The organism is Methylobacterium sp. J-078 (assembly GCF_022829285.1).
Taxonomy (GTDB): Bacteria; Pseudomonadota; Alphaproteobacteria; order Rhizobiales; family Beijerinckiaceae; genus Methylobacterium.
The window spans coordinates 78631-92256 of the sequence record NZ_JAKSYI010000060.1 but is presented as its reverse complement, the minus strand read 5'-3'; the positions used below and the strand labels follow the sequence as shown (position 1 = coordinate 92256).

Genomic DNA, 13626 nt, shown 5'->3' with positions numbered 1-13626 from the left:
ACGGGGGGACGTACCCTTGTTGAAAGCGTCCTCGCGGACCCTGGTTTCCCGCGTGTGTCACACACGGGAACTTGAGCCCCCCTAACGCGCAACGCGAAAAGGAGACAAGCGTTGCAGTGTCTGACGGAGGTTCGCGCGTTCTAGCGCACGAACCTGAACCCCGCTTGAGCGGCAAGCGAATTCGATGCCGCCCCCATGCTTTTCCCGTTCACGCCTCGGTGGCGGGGCGCGTCTCCGGCATGATCAACGCGACCAGGGCGAAGGCCGCGAATCCCACGATGGCGAGGCCCAGGAAGGCCGTGTGGCTGCCAAGCCGGTCGGCCATGATGCCGGCCAGCGACGTCGAGAGCGCGGCACCGATACCCATGGCCGTGCCGACCGCGCCCAGCGCCAGGTTGAAGTGGCCCGTCTTGCGGGTGGCGTCCGAGACCACGAGGGGCACCATCACGCCGAAGACCGCCGCCGAGACGCCGTCGAAGACCTGCACGGCCACGAGGAGTTCGGGGCTGTCCACGTAGGCGAAGAGCAGGCCGCGGATCGGCAGTGCGAGGAAGCCGATGAGGAGGAGCGGGCGCCGGCCCCAGCGCTCGGCGGCGCGCCCGACAGCCGGAGCCGACAGGGCCAGAACCACCTGCGGCACCACGATACAGGCCGCGATCAGCGCCGTCGCGGTCTCGCTCGCTCGCAGGGTGAGCATGCTGCCCACCAGGGGCAGCATCGCCGCATTGGCGAGGAAGAACAGCGTCATGCAGGCGCCGAAGCACAGCAGGGCGCGGTTGGTGAGGAGCGCGCGCAGGCCGTCGCCGCCGCGCGGGGATGGCGCGTCCGCGGCGACCTTGGCGCGGGGCGGCCCGTCGATCTCGCCGGGGCGGATCCAGGACAGTGCGATGAGCGTCGGCACCATGAGGGCTGCCGTCAGGTAGAACACGGCGTCGTTGGAGAGGTAGTAGCCGCAGGCGCCCATGCCGGCGGCGGCGACCGCGTTGCCGAGGGCGGAGAAACTGGCGTTGCGCCCGAGGCGCTCGCCCGCCCGCGCATGGCCGACGAGGCCGATGCTGATCGCCGCGATGGCCGGCGTGAGGATGCAGCTCGCGGCGGAATGCGCCGCCATGGCCAGCAGCACGACGAGGAAGTTCGGCCACATGGCGAGCGCGAAGGCGCTCAGCGCGATGGCGACCACCGAGAAGCCCGCGGCGAAGCGGCGCGAGCGCACGGCGTCCACGAAGGCGCCGCCCGGCACCTGTCCCAGCAGACTGACGAGGCTGCCCACCGTGAGCGCGAAGCCGATATCGGACTGCGTCCACTTGGCTTGGGTGAAGTAGACGGCCAGGAAAGGCCCGAAGCCGGTCTGCAGGTTGGCCACGAAGAACGCGAAGCCGTCCAGGCCGCGGGTGCTTGCCCGAGAGATCACCTTCATGTCGCCCGGAGCCTCCACTGCCGTCGCGGCCGGGGCGTCGTCCGTGAGGGCGTCGCGACGGGGGAGCGGACGCGGCCGGAAGTCCGGGCGCGGCACCTCGCGGGGCTTGAGGGCCCGGCGGTTCTTCGGACGCGGCGCCGTCATCGATCCGGCGACTTCTCGGCCGGCTTGTCCGGCGCCTTATCGGGGGTAGCGGGGGCGGCGCCCGGAGCCGGAGCCGTCACGGCGACAGGCGCGGAAGCGGGGGCAGGCGGTCCCTGAACGGGTGCGGCGGCCTGCTCGCCCTCGGCGGGCGTCGCCGGGCTCGCGGGGCCGAGGACCACGATGGGTTCGCCGGGCTTGTACTCGGGGGAGACGCGGACCTGGTTGCGGCTGAGCTGGAGCACCAGCCGGCTCGGCTTGCCGTCCGAGGTGAAGCGCATCGCGCGCCAGTCCACCGCGATCTTGCGCGAGCCGACACCGAGGAAGCCGCCGAAATCGATGATGGCGGCGCGCGGCCGGCCGTCCTTGTCGAGGATGATGTCGATGATCCGGCCCATATCCTCGCCGGTGGAGCTGCGCACGGCCTTGCCGAGCACGCCGTCGTAATCCTGCGTGTCGAGCACGGTGGCGGGCGTGCCTGTGGCGCCCGCCGGCGGCGGCGCGGATGCGGGCGGAACGGCCGGCTGCGCCGACTGTGCCGGTGCCGCCTGCGGCGGTGCGGCGGGGGGCGGAGCCGTGCCGGGCGAGCCCGTCGTGACGTCGCCCCCGGCGGAGGCCGGTTCCTTCCCGGGCGTTGCCGGGCTTTGGGCGGCCGCGGCTGCGGCCCAAAGGGTGATCGTCGCGGTGGCGATCATCCGGACAATTCTGAACACGCGCGTTCCCCGAGGTATGCGTCGGCCCGGTCTCGCACAATCGTGGCTTGAGCGGCGGGTTCCGCCCGAGGGCGGCGCCGGCCTCATTGCGCGGGGACCAAGGCGAAGTTGTGGATGAGCCGATAGGGTGTGGGTCGTCGCGGCGGCCGGTTCCCGACGAATCGGGAATGCCTGCGCGCCGGGCAAGAAACGGACCGCCCCCGGGGCGGCTGCGTTCCACCGGATTCACTCTGGCACCAGTCGAAGCGTGGCCGCAATGTCCCGCGCGTGGCGGCCCGTCTGGTTTTCGCCCAAACCGCGTCGTAGAGAGGCAGAATGATGCGCAGGGTGCCCCCGGGGCACCATCGTCTTGCTTGAGGACCAGATCCGATGTCGTTTCCGTCCAGAGTCTGCGCCGCGGCGCTCGTTGCCGCCGCCCTCGGGGGCTGCCAAGCCCTCGGCGGGGGCGGTGGCGTGATGCCCGAGACGGAGGTCGGGCCGCCGCCCTCGATGCGCGGCACCGCCCCGGCCCCCCGGCGCGGCGCCCGTGCCGATGCCGACGGCGGAGAGGCCCAGACCACGCCGACCCGCCGCCTGAACCTGCCGAGCAGCGCCGGCGGCCAGACCCGCGCGGCGGCGAACGAGGAGCGGCGCATCCGCCGGGAGGACATCGAGGGCGAGACCACGAGCCGCTCGAGCTCCGGCGGCCTCGGGCCCCAGATGAGCCAGGGCGGCGGCGTCGGCGTCGGCGGGAAGTTCTAGACCCGCCGCCCGGGCTGACGCGCCCCGGGGCGCGGACTGCCGCCGAACGCAGGGCTCCCGTGCCGGTCCGGTGGTTCCGGTGCGCCCGCGACGGTCCTACAGATCGCTCCCGCGGAAGGGGTCCCGCCGCCCGTGCGGACGGGACCTGACGTTCCGTGGAGCCTGCGCGTGCCCGCGACCCCACCGATCTCCGGCAAATCCCGCTCCGCAACCGGCCCGCGCCGGAGGGCGCGCGCCGCCGCGTTCCTGCGCGGGCGCGGCACCCTGGCCAATCCGGGACAGGATCTCACGCGCTTGCCGATCGGCCTCGATCCGCGCGGCCTCAGCCTCGTCGACGGGGTGCGGGCGGCCCTGGCCTTCGGCCTCGTCATCCTGCTGCACGAATGGCTGCCCTGGCCGCCGCTGCTCACCGTGGCGCTCGCCGCGAACCTCGCGTGCTTCGCCGATGCGGGCGGGCCGATGCGCTCGCGCCTCCTCGTGCTCACGATCTTCTCGCTGCTGGGGGGCGTGATCTGGGGCCTGTTCGGCCTGATGCAGCCCCTCGGGCCGGTCCCCGTGGTGCCGCTCGCCGGCATCGTCATCTTCGGCTGCACCTATGCGCGAGTCTGGGGCGTGCAGGCGCAGGCCGCCGGCAACGTCCTCGTCCTCGTCCTGTGCTTTGCCCTCGACCGGCCGCTCACGCCCGATCAGGCGCTGGTGGCCGGGCTGGTCTTCGCCGCCGGTGGATTGTGGGCGACGCTGCTGGCACTCCTGCTCTGGCGGCTGCATCCCTATCGCCCGACGCACCGCGCGGTGGCCGAGGTCTGGCGCCGCCTAACCCGCCTCTGCGACGACCTCGAGGACCTCGCCTCTCTGGCCTGGCCCGAGAAGCACGAGACGCGGCACGCCGGAGGGGGCGCCCGCCAGATCTTCGATCGCCAGACCTTCGAACGCCAGGCCTTCGACCGGCACGCCCGCGCCCACCGCCGGGGCGTGCGCGAGGCGATCGAGCAGGCGCGGACCGTCATCGTCGACCTCGCCCGCAGCCGCGAGCGCATCTCCGACCGCACCGCCCAGGCCCTGATCCGCCTGGAGGCGGCCGAGCAGATCTTCGCCGCCCTCATCGCCCTGTCAGACCTCGTCGAGGGCGAGCCGGACCCGCGCCGGCGCCGGATGGCGCGCCGCTTCCTGCGCCGGCTCCGGCCGCTGCTGGGCGTCATCGCCCGGGCCATCCGCGACGACAGCGCCATCGACCTCGTCCGCCTGGAGCGGGCGATCGACCGCGGCACCCGGCGTCTCGCCCATGACCGCGAACTGCACGATCTCGCCATCCGCATCCTCGACCGCGTCCGCATCGGCGCGAAGCTCTCGACGCCGGAGGGCTACCGGCCCGGCGGCGCCCTGCTCGGCCGGGCGAGTCTACCCCTCGGAACCCGGCTCCTCGGGCCGCTCGGCACCAACTTCACCTTCGCCTCCGCCAACCTGCGCCACGCCGTGCGGGCGACCGTGGTCGCGGCCCCCGCCCTCTGGGCCACCCTGGTCTGGGCGGGACCCTTCGCCCACTGGCTCACCATGACGGTGGTGCTGACGATGCAGCCCTTCTACGCCGCCACCTGGCAGCGCGCCCTGGAGCGGATCGGCGGCACGGTGCTCGGCGGGCTGATCGGCGCCGTCCTGGCGAGCTTCGCCACCTCGCCCCTGGCCCTGGCGGCCCTGGTCTTTCCCCTGAGCATCATCGGCTTTGCCGCGCGTCAGGTCAGCTACGGGGTCTTCATCGCCTGCCTGACCCCCCTCGTGGTGCTCCTCGTCGAGGTGGTGGAGCCCGGCCACGGGTCCTGGGAGGTGGCGGGCATGCGGGCTCTCCTCACCCTCCTCGGCGGCCTCATCGCGGTGGGCAGCGCCCTCGTGCTCTGGCCGATCTGGGAGCCCGACCAGGTCCGCCTCGAATTGCGCAAGGCCGTGCGGGCGCATGCCGCCTTCGCCCGCGCGGTGCTCAGCACCGGCGCCGAGGCCGAAGCCTCGGGTGCCCGCGCCCAGGCCGCCCGCGCCGCCGGACTCGCCTTGAACGACCTCGAGGCCGCCCTGGCCCGGGCCCTGCAGCAGCCGCGCGCGGGACGTCATCCCCAGGTGGAGACCGCGATGGTCGCCGACGCCACCCTGCGGCGGATCTCGGCCCGGCTCACGGCCCTGCGCTACGCCGCCGAGCCGGCGGAGCCGGAGGCCCTTGCCGCCTGGAGCGACTGGATCGCCGCGACCCTGGCGAGCCTCGGCGGCGAGGGAATGCCGCCGGGGATGCCCGGCGCACCCCGCGGCGACGGACTGCGCCGCCTCGTCGGTCAGGTCGAACTCCTCTCCGAGACCCTGAGGCCCGGCGGATCGTAGCTCACCGGCGCCTGAGCCCGCGCCCCGTGCCGGGGTCGGCACCGTGACGCGTCTGCAACAGTCCTGCGCCGCCGAGTGGATTCCGACGGTTCCGATGCCCTCCGGCCCGGACCGGGATCACAGGATACCCGGTCACTTAATGCAAAATTAACCATTTCCTTAAAGAAATGTTGTTAACGCAAATCGGCGGACGGCGGTGGTCAGATCCCTCCAGGGGACAGTGCCGCGAAGTCATCATCAAGTAAAAACCTGTATGCCAAGGGCGGACAACGAAGTCGCTCTGCGTTCAAGGTGATGGTCCGACGGGGTTGCGATAACGTTCGTTTTCGGCGGGGCGCTGGAATGTATATCGTTGTCGATGAAAGGCAGTCCGTTGCCGCCGAATACCTGGCGGGTTTCGGAGCGCAGGACGTTCCCGCGCGAAGCCTGAGGGCCGAGGAGTTCCTGGCCTGGCTCGCCGGCCACCCGACCGATACGGTCCAGGGCATCGTTCTCGGTGAGTGCGACGACCGTGCCGGCCGCACCGCCGCGATCCGCAGCCTGTCCCAGGCGCCCATCATCGCCCTCAACGAGACCCGCTCCCTGGAGCAGACCCTCGACCTCTTCACCGCCGGCATCGACGACGTGGTGCGCCGTCCGGTCCATGTCCGCGAGATCCTGGCCCGGGCCGAGGCGATCCGCCGGCGCGGCATCCGCGGCGAGGCCCAGGCCCCGGCCGCCCAGGACCGCAGCGGCCGCCTCAAGGTCTTCGCGGACGGACGCGACCCCGAGATCGACGGGGTCAGCCTGAACCTGCCGCGCCGCGAGCGCCATATCCTGGAGTTCTTCGCCAAGCATCGCGGGCGCCCGCTCAGTCGCGCGCAGATCTTCAACGCGGTCTATGCCGAGCACGGCAGCGACGTCGAGGAGAGCGTGGTCGAGGGCCACATCAGCAAGCTGCGCAAGAAGCTGCGCCTGCGCCTCGGCTACGATCCGATCGAGGCCAAGCGCCTGGCCGGGTACACCTTCGTCGGCTGATCCGACCCTTTCCCGTCCGCTCCGGAATGCGAAAAGGCCACGCTCCCTCGCGGAGGCGTGGCCTTTTCGTCGTCGCGCCGCCCCCGGAACCTCCGGGGGCGGCCGTTCGGCTTAACGGAACAGCGAGAGCACGTTCGCGGAGGCGCCGTTGGCGATGCTGAGGGCCTGGACGGCCAGCTGCTGCTGGGTCTGGAGGGCCTTCAGCTTGGTCGACTCCTCTTCCACGTCGGCGTCCACCAGGATGCCGATGGTGCGGTCGTTGGCCTTCATCAGCGTGTCGACGAAGGTCTTCTGGCCGTCGATCTGGGTCTTGTTGGCGCCGAGCTTCGTGCCGGCGTTGGTGACGCTCGAGATGGCCTTGTCCACCTGGGAGATCAGGGTTGCCAGGGTGGCATCGCCGGTGGTGCCGGAGAGGGCCGAGATGTTGATCGAGTTGATCGACTGGCTGGTGGTGCCGTCCACGGTGTCCAGGATGCCCTTGGCGTTCGACGTGCCGGCATCCGTGCCCTTGCCCGCCACGACGGCGAGGCCGGCGGTGGTGCCGAAGCCGATATCCACCAACGCATTGCCGCCCGTCGCGGCGACGACGTCGACGTTGATCGTGCTGGCGGCGGCGGCCGTGGTGGTCTTCAGGACGATGCGGCCCTGCGTGTCGAGGCTGGCGGCGACCAGACCCTTGACGCTGTTGGCGCCGGTGGAGGCCGCGATCTGGTTGTTGATCGCGCTCAGGACCTCGTCGGTCGTGACCTTGGCGAGGTCCTTGACCGCCGCGCCGAGGGTGGTGGCGTCGAGCTTGATGTTCTGCGTCTTGCTGCCGTTCAGGTTCACCGTGAAGTTCACCTGCTTGGCGCTGGCGGCCGAGAAGTCGGCGGTGCCGGCCGTGAAGGCCGAGGTGCCGGTCAGCGAGGTCGAGCCGGCGACCTGGGCCTCCGTGGCGGGCACGCTCGCGCTGGCGGCGTTCACGTCATAGAGCTTGATGTTGGAGACCTCGACGTTGATCTTCGAGTAGGTGATCGCGCCGGCGGTGGAGCGCGAGAAGCCCGCGATCACGCTCTGGGTCGCCTGGTAGGCGGTGTTGGAGGCCGAGGAATCCACCGAGAGCCAGTTCTGGCCGCTCGACACCGACGAATCCGCCGTCGCCTTCATCTTGCTCTGGATGGCGGTGATCTCGGTCTGGACCTTGGCACGGTCCACGCCCGGCTGCAGGGCGGTCTGCAGCTTGGCACGCATGTTCTGCAGATCGGTGATGATGCTGTTCAGGCCGTTATAGGTCGTGTCGACGGCCGAGGAGCCGAGGCCCAGCGAATCCTTGACGGCGGAGAGCGAGGCGTTGTCGGTCCGCACCGTGGTGGCGATCGACCAATAGGCGGCGTTGTCGGCGGCGCTGGAGACCCGCTGGCCGGTCGAGACCCGGTTGCTCGTCATGTCGAGCTGGGTGTTGATGCTCTTGAGGGTCGTCAGCGCCGTCATTGCGGCGTTGTTGGTCAGCAGGCTGGTCATTGCGAGGATGTCCGGTTGACAGGAATTACAAGGAATTCGTGTGTGTGGCCGCGCAGCAGGTCGCGCCAATCCAATCTCGGGATCAGATTGTTTTTGCGTAGTGCTGTCTACATCCCGGGTTTTCACCGGAGCAGTGGGACGACATCATGTCTATAGGTCCACGAAACCTATCCACTGCGTTGGCTTCGACGGCGTTCAACCCCTTCGGGTCGCCGTTTCACCGATGGAGCGACTATGCACGGCTCGGCTTAGCAGGAGCTTAAGGGCGGCCCGCGGGTGCCTGTGCCCGGATGCGACCGTCCCCCCGGGCAGGCAGCCTCCGCATCCGGTTCCGTCCGGATCAGTCCCGGGCCAGGAAGGTCACGCCCGCGAAGTCGGCGCGCTGCCAGCGCAGGCGCACGGACAGGGTGCGGATCTCGTGGCCGGCGATGATGAGGTCGAATTCCGGTGGCAGCGGCCTCGGGCGCGGCAGGCGAAGGCTCGCGCCCACCGGCGACAGGTCGCGCACGACGCAGGGGAGCAGGCTCTCGGGCCCGAGGACGATGCGCCCCTGCTGCATCACGCGGTGACGCTTCGGCGTCGGGCTGCGCAGGGGCCGATCCCCGCGGGACACCGCCTCCTGCCAGTCCGCCATCGTCGATCCGTCCGGTGTCACGCGCCGTATCGGACTTAACAGCGCCGCTCCGGACTGTCGATCGAACAGATCTTAACCATTTGCTAACCATAGCGCGGGAGTGTTGCGCGGAACGCCGCCGATCCTTCAGCGACCCTCATGAACCGATCCCTCCCCTCGCGAACGACGGCACCCGCCCTGCGGCCCGGCCATGTCCGTCCTTCGACGGGGGCCGAGCTGCTGCGCCGCGCCCGGGCCGCCACCCTCGAGCGGGCGGCCGTCGCCGTCTGTGTCGGGCTGGCGCTGGTCTCGGGGAGCTTCGCCGCCTACTCCATCACGGGCGCCTCGAATACCTATTCGGTCCAGCCTTTCCTGCCGGCCCTCGGGGGTGGCTTCGCCTGGAAGCGGAACGCCGCTCCCGTGCGCGAAGCGGCCCTCGACCTCGACCCGACCACCACCGGCTCGCTTCCCGACGGCGCGCGCGCGGCCCCGGAGCGCCCGGAGCCGGCGCCGGGCGCGCGCGGCTACGTCCTGCGCCGCGTCAGCGGCGGGGCCGCCCTCGTGGAGGGACCCGAGGGCCTGCGCCAGGTGGTACCCGGCGCCGTCCTGCCGGGAGCCGGACGCATCCTGTCGATCCGCGCCACGGGCGCGGGCTGGGTGGTGATCACCTCCGAGACCATCATCGGGCCGACCCCGCTTTGACCCGGATGCAACGCCTCGCCCGGGCGCCTTCGCAGCGCAAGCCCGGCTCCGCGCCGGTGGCGCAGCCGATGCTCCGAGATCTTCCGCGCGCCCGTGCCCGGCCAGGACGCTCCCGCCCATGACGAGCACCTTCACGAGCTACTGGCTGATCGCCCGGGACCTGACGGCCTCCCTGGCCCGGAAGGCGGCCCAGCCCGACGTCGCCCGCGAGACCGCCTACTACAAGGCCAAGATCGGAGACGTGAAATCCATCGACGACTTCCTCGGCGACCGTCGCCTCTACGCCTACGCCATGAAGGCCTACGGCCTGGAGGACATGACCTACGCCAAGGCCTTCATGCGCAAGGTCCTCACCGAGGGCGTGAGCGATCGGGCCGCTTTCGCCAACCGCTTGGCCGACGATCGTTACGTCGCCTTCGCCAAGGCCTTCGATTTCAAGACCTACGGCGCGGGCACGACGACGCTCGCCGCCGCCACCACCGACACCACGAGCGCCTACCTGCGCCAGAGCCTCGAGACCGACGCGGGCAGCGACGATACCGGCGTGCGCCTCGCCCTCTACTTCGCGCGGCAGGCGCCCACCGTGTCCTCGGGCTACGGCGTGCTGGCCGACCAGGCCCTGTCACAGGTGGTCAAGACCGTGCTGGGCCTGCCCGACGTCGCCTCGGCGGACGGGATCGCCCGGCAGGCGGCGATCATCGAGAGCCGCGTGGACCTCGCGAGCTTCAAGGATCCGGACAAGCTGGAGCGCTTCGTGCAGCGCTTCACCGCGATCTGGGACGCGCGGAACAACGCCACCTCGGCGCCGGTCCTCAACCTGTTCGCGGATTCCTCTTCGCAGGGCCTCGACGCGAGCCTGCTCCTGAGCCTGCAGCGCATCCGGTCGGGGACCTGAGGCGATGCAGAACGCACTCTACGTGGCGCTCTCGGCGCAGGTCGCCATGGAAAAGCGCCTGAACGCCGTCGCTAACAACGTCGCCAACCTCTCCACCAGCGGTTACCGGGCGGAGGACACGAAGTTCACCGCGCTCCTGGCCCAGGCCAGCAAGGGCGCCGTCGCCTTCGCCTCGTCCGGCGACACCTACATCTCGCAGCGGGCGGGGCCGACGATCAAGACCGACGCCCCCCTCGACGTCGCCGTGCAGGGCGATGCCTGGTTCGCCGTGCGCGGCGCCAACGGCCCCGTCTACACCCGCGACGGCCGCATGAAGATGGACGCGCTGGGTCAGCTGCGCAGCATCACCGGGCAAGCCATGCTCGACCCGGGCGGTGCGCCGATCCTGCTCGACCCCCAGGCCGGCCCTCCGACGATCGGGCGCGACGGCAGCGTGGCGCAGGGCGTCAACCAGGTCGGCTCCATCGGGCTCTTCGCCCTCGATCCGAAGAGCACGCTCACCCGCGCCGAGCCGAACGGCGTCACCAGCAGCCTGGCCGCCGTCCCGGTGCAGGACTTCACCCGCAGCGGCATGGTGCAGGGTTTCATCGAGGGCGCCAACGTCAATCCCGTCATGGAGATGACGAAGCTCATCAACATCCAGCGCGCTTTCGAGAGCGCGGCGTCGCTGGTCTCCGAGACCGAGACATCCTTTACCGGGGCGGTCCGCTCCCTCAGTCCGCAGGGTTGAGCCGATGACGGACGCCCTCCACCGCCTCGGCGCCGCTCTGGCGGCGGCCCGCGAGGCCCTGCCCCTGGTGCGCGTCGGCGGCCCGATCCAGGAAGTCACCGCCAGCGCGGCCCGCGTCGCGGGCGTCGCGCCCTTCATGACCCTGGGCGACCGCATGGGCTTCGTGGGCGGTGGCCGCGAGCAGATCGGCGAGGTCGTGCGCGTGGATGCGGCCGGCGTCACCGTGAAGCCGTTCGACAGCCGGATCGAGGCCGGGATCGGCACCCGCGCCTATCGCCTCGGCGATCCGACCCTGCGCCCGGACCCGAGCTGGAAGGGCCGGGTCATCGATGCTCTCGGGCGTCCCATCGACGGGCAGGGCGCCCTCGTGCCGGGCCAGCGCGCCGTGCCCCTCGACGCGGCGCCGCCCGCCGCCATGGAGCGCGCGCGGGTGACGAAGCCCCTGCGCACCGGGGTGCGCGCCCTCGACCTGTTCACCCCGCTCTGTCTCGGCCAGCGCATCGGCATCTTCGCGGGCTCCGGCGTCGGCAAGTCGACCCTGCTGGCGATGCTGGCGGGGGCCACCGGCTTCGACAGCGTCGTGGTGGCCCTGGTGGGCGAGCGTGGGCGCGAGGTCCGCGAGTTCCTGGAGGGCGCGATGGCGCCCAACTTGGCGCGCGCCGTCGTCGTCGTCTCCACCGGCGACGAGAGCCCGATGATGCGGCGCCAGGCACCGAAGATGGCGCTGGCCATCGCCGAATCCTTCCGGGATGCCGGGGAATCCGTCCTCCTCATCGTCGATTCCGTGACCCGCTACGCCCATGCCGCCCGCGACGTGGCGCTGGCGGCCGGCGAGCCGGCGGTGGCCCGGGGATACCCCCCGAGCGTGTTCTCGGACCTGCCGCGCCTGCTGGAGCGGGCCGGGCCGGGGCTCGACGGCGCGGGCACCGGCCCCCACGGGGGCGGCACTATCACGGGGGTGTTCTCGGTGCTCGTCGACGGCGACGATCACAACGATCCGGTGGCCGATTCCATCCGCGGCACCCTCGACGGACACGTGGTCCTCGACCGCGCCATCGCCGAGCAGGGCCGCTACCCGGCGGTGCACCTCCTCGGCTCGATCTCGCGACTGGCCACCGAGGTCTGGACGCCCGAGCAGCGCGAACTCGTGCGCCGCCTCAAGGCCATGATGGCCCGCTTCGAGGAGACCCGGGACCTGCGCCTGATGGGCGGCTACCGGGCCGGCGAGGATGCCGAGCTCGACCAGGCCATCCTCCTCGTGCCGCGCATCTACGAGGCCCTGCGCCAGGAGCCCGGCATGGCGGCGAGCCAGGACGCGTTCCTGGAACTCGCCCAATCCCTTCGGACCTGAGGCGCACCCATGCGAACGCCTCCCGAACCCGGGTTCCGGCCCCTCCGGCGCGCCGGCCCAAGCCCCGCGCAAGCCTGTCTTTCTTTAGTGCCCGCCAAGCTCCCGCGCCGCGCCGCGCGCCATTCCTCGAAGGTGACGTCATGAGTCTCATCAGTGTCCTGCGCACCGGCGTCTCCGGCATGAACGCGCAGTCCAACCGCATCTCCACCGTGGCGGAGAACGTGCAGAATTCGAGCACCACCGGCTACAAGCGCACCTCGGCCGAGTTCTCCTCGCTGCTCATCGAGAACAACTCCGGCACGAGCTACAATTCCGGTGCCGTGGAGACCACGATCCGGCGCGCCATCAACGAGGGCGGCTCGATCAGCTCGACGACCTCGAAGACCGACCTCGCCATCCAGGGCCACGGCTTCTTCGTGGTGCAAGACGAGAACAAGGCGCCGCTCCTGACCCGCGCCGGCAACTTCGTGGTGGACGGTCCCACGGGCAACCTCGTCAACTCCGGTGGCTTCACCCTGATGGGCTTCAACATCCTCGAAGGCGAGGCGAATCCGACGCTCAACGGCATCCAGGGCATGGTGCCGGTGAACACCTCCGGCCTCAGCATGCGCGCCACGCCCTCCACCGCCGGGTCGATCTCGGGCAACCTGTCGGCGGATACGGCGGACCTTACCGGCGCGCTCTCGCCGACGAACTACTCGAAGAAATCCTCCATCGTCACCTTCGACAAGCTCGGCAAGAGCGTCACCCTCGACGTCTACCTCGCCAAGGTGCCGGCTTCCGCCACCGCGCCGGTGGTGGCTCCGAACACCTGGAGCGCCAGCATCTACGCGCCCGACGGCACTCAGCTCACCAGCCCGGCCGTGACCCTCGCGTTCGGCACCGACGGCAAGCTCAGCGGAGCCGCCGCCACCGCGGCCAAGACGAGCTTCACCATTCCGGGCGGCGAGACCTTCGCCCTCGATCTCAGCGGCGCGACGCAGTTCGCCGGAAGCTACGACCTGAAGGGAACCGCCAACGGCAAGGCTCCCTCGGCCGTGACCGGGACCGAGTTCAGCGGGGACGGGACCGTCTACGCCACCTACGCGGACGGGACGCGCCTGGCCGCCTTCAAGGTGCCGCTCGCCGACGTGAAGAGCCCAGACAACCTGGAGCCGCGGGCCGGCAACGTCTTCCGCACCAACAACGAGTCCGGCGATATCCAGATCGGGTTCGCCAGCACGGGCAGCCTGGGCTCGCTGAAGGCCGGTGCCCTGGAAGCCTCCAACGTGGATGTCAGCTCCGAGCTGACCACGATGATCGAGTCGCAGACCGTCTACACCGCGAACTCGAAGGTGTTCATGACCGGCAACGAGCTCCTCGAGACCCTGATGAACCTCAAGCGCTGACCGGGCGGCCGCGCGCAGGCGCGGCGCCCGCACCCTCGCCCGTCGCCCCAAGGGGCG

The 13626-nt window shown here is 71.0% G+C and carries 12 protein-coding genes; 8 read left to right on the top strand and 4 right to left on the bottom strand.

The window, feature by feature from the left end:
• Positions 1–208 precede the first annotated feature (208 nt).
• Together MKK58_RS08555 and MKK58_RS08550 are read right to left on the bottom strand one after the other, a co-directional pair.
• Complete coding sequence (locus MKK58_RS08555) at positions 209–1561, bottom strand: MFS transporter (protein WP_243911667.1); 1353 nt, start codon at positions 1559–1561, stop codon at positions 209–211.
• A complete protein-coding gene (locus tag MKK58_RS08550; RefSeq protein ID WP_243911666.1) occupies positions 1558–2253 on the bottom strand; it encodes a PRC-barrel domain-containing protein in 696 nt (231 codons plus the stop codon). The genes MKK58_RS08555 and MKK58_RS08550 overlap by 4 nt, the downstream gene beginning before the upstream one ends.
• 387 nt (positions 2254–2640) lie before the next feature.
• On the opposite strand from MKK58_RS08550, the gene MKK58_RS08545 reads away from it, so the two are divergent.
• The 3 genes from MKK58_RS08545 (at position 2641) to MKK58_RS08535 (ending at position 6390) form a co-directional block, all read left to right on the top strand.
• The gene (locus MKK58_RS08545) at positions 2641–3012 is read left to right on the top strand and encodes a hypothetical protein (protein ID WP_243911665.1); all 372 of its coding nucleotides are present in this window, start codon (positions 2641–2643) and stop codon (positions 3010–3012) included.
• Between the two features lie 162 nt (positions 3013–3174).
• Complete coding sequence (locus MKK58_RS08540) at positions 3175–5373, top strand: FUSC family protein (RefSeq protein WP_409565224.1); 2199 nt, start codon at positions 3175–3177, stop codon at positions 5371–5373.
• Between the two features lie 342 nt (positions 5374–5715).
• Positions 5716–6390, top strand: a complete 675-nt coding sequence (locus MKK58_RS08535) for a response regulator transcription factor (RefSeq protein WP_243911663.1) — start codon at positions 5716–5718, stop codon at positions 6388–6390.
• Positions 6391–6501: 111 nt separating this feature from the next.
• Here the strand turns inward: MKK58_RS08535 and MKK58_RS08530 are convergent, their stop codons facing one another.
• Positions 6502–7890 (bottom strand): flagellin, encoded by a 1389-nt coding sequence (locus MKK58_RS08530; protein ID WP_243911662.1) that lies wholly within the window; start codon positions 7888–7890, stop codon positions 6502–6504.
• A 340-nt stretch (positions 7891–8230) separates the two neighbouring features.
• Positions 8231–8524, bottom strand: coding sequence for a PilZ domain-containing protein (locus MKK58_RS08525; RefSeq protein WP_243911661.1), 294 nt, complete (start codon positions 8522–8524; stop codon positions 8231–8233).
• 138 nt (positions 8525–8662) lie between these two features.
• Here MKK58_RS08525 and MKK58_RS08520 point away from each other — a divergent pair, with 138 nt between their 5' ends.
• From MKK58_RS08520 to MKK58_RS08500, 5 genes are all read left to right on the top strand, one after another.
• A complete protein-coding gene (locus MKK58_RS08520; protein WP_243911660.1) occupies positions 8663–9205 on the top strand; it encodes a hypothetical protein in 543 nt (180 codons plus the stop codon).
• 118 nt (positions 9206–9323) lie between these two features.
• On the top strand, positions 9324–10100 hold the full coding sequence (locus tag MKK58_RS08515; RefSeq protein ID WP_243911659.1) for a DUF1217 domain-containing protein: 777 nt from the start codon (positions 9324–9326) through the stop codon (positions 10098–10100).
• Positions 10101–10104: 4 nt separating this feature from the next.
• Positions 10105–10830, top strand: coding sequence for a flagellar basal-body rod protein FlgF (flgF, locus tag MKK58_RS08510; RefSeq protein ID WP_243911658.1), 726 nt, complete (start codon positions 10105–10107; stop codon positions 10828–10830).
• 4 nt (positions 10831–10834) lie between these two features.
• A complete protein-coding gene (gene fliI, locus MKK58_RS08505; RefSeq protein ID WP_243911657.1) occupies positions 10835–12181 on the top strand; it encodes a flagellar protein export ATPase FliI in 1347 nt (448 codons plus the stop codon).
• 140 nt (positions 12182–12321) lie between these two features.
• Positions 12322–13569: a flagellar hook protein FlgE gene (locus tag MKK58_RS08500; RefSeq protein ID WP_243911656.1), complete on the top strand. Its 1248-nt coding sequence runs from the start codon at positions 12322–12324 to the stop codon at positions 13567–13569.
• Positions 13570–13626: the final 57 nt, after the last annotated feature.

Excerpts from the sequence above, each read along its gene's own strand:
- MKK58_RS08555 (WP_243911667.1), bottom strand. The coding sequence starts at position 1,561 with ATGACGGCGCCGCGTCCGAAGAACCGCCGGGCCCTCAAGCCCCGCGAG.
- MKK58_RS08550 (WP_243911666.1), bottom strand. The coding sequence starts at position 2,253 with ATGATCGCCACCGCGACGATCACCCTTTGGGCCGCAGCCGCGGCCGCC.
- MKK58_RS08545 (WP_243911665.1), top strand. The coding sequence starts at position 2,641 with ATGTCGTTTCCGTCCAGAGTCTGCGCCGCGGCGCTCGTTGCCGCCGCC.
- MKK58_RS08535 (WP_243911663.1), top strand. The coding sequence starts at position 5,716 with ATGTATATCGTTGTCGATGAAAGGCAGTCCGTTGCCGCCGAATACCTG.
- MKK58_RS08530 (WP_243911662.1), bottom strand. The coding sequence starts at position 7,890 with ATGACCAGCCTGCTGACCAACAACGCCGCAATGACGGCGCTGACGACC.
- MKK58_RS08525 (WP_243911661.1), bottom strand. The coding sequence starts at position 8,524 with ATGGCGGACTGGCAGGAGGCGGTGTCCCGCGGGGATCGGCCCCTGCGC.
- MKK58_RS08520 (WP_243911660.1), top strand. The coding sequence starts at position 8,663 with ATGAACCGATCCCTCCCCTCGCGAACGACGGCACCCGCCCTGCGGCCC.
- MKK58_RS08515 (WP_243911659.1), top strand. The coding sequence starts at position 9,324 with ATGACGAGCACCTTCACGAGCTACTGGCTGATCGCCCGGGACCTGACG.
- flgF (WP_243911658.1), top strand. The coding sequence starts at position 10,105 with ATGCAGAACGCACTCTACGTGGCGCTCTCGGCGCAGGTCGCCATGGAA.
- fliI (WP_243911657.1), top strand. The coding sequence starts at position 10,835 with ATGACGGACGCCCTCCACCGCCTCGGCGCCGCTCTGGCGGCGGCCCGC.
- MKK58_RS08500 (WP_243911656.1), top strand. The coding sequence starts at position 12,322 with ATGAGTCTCATCAGTGTCCTGCGCACCGGCGTCTCCGGCATGAACGCG.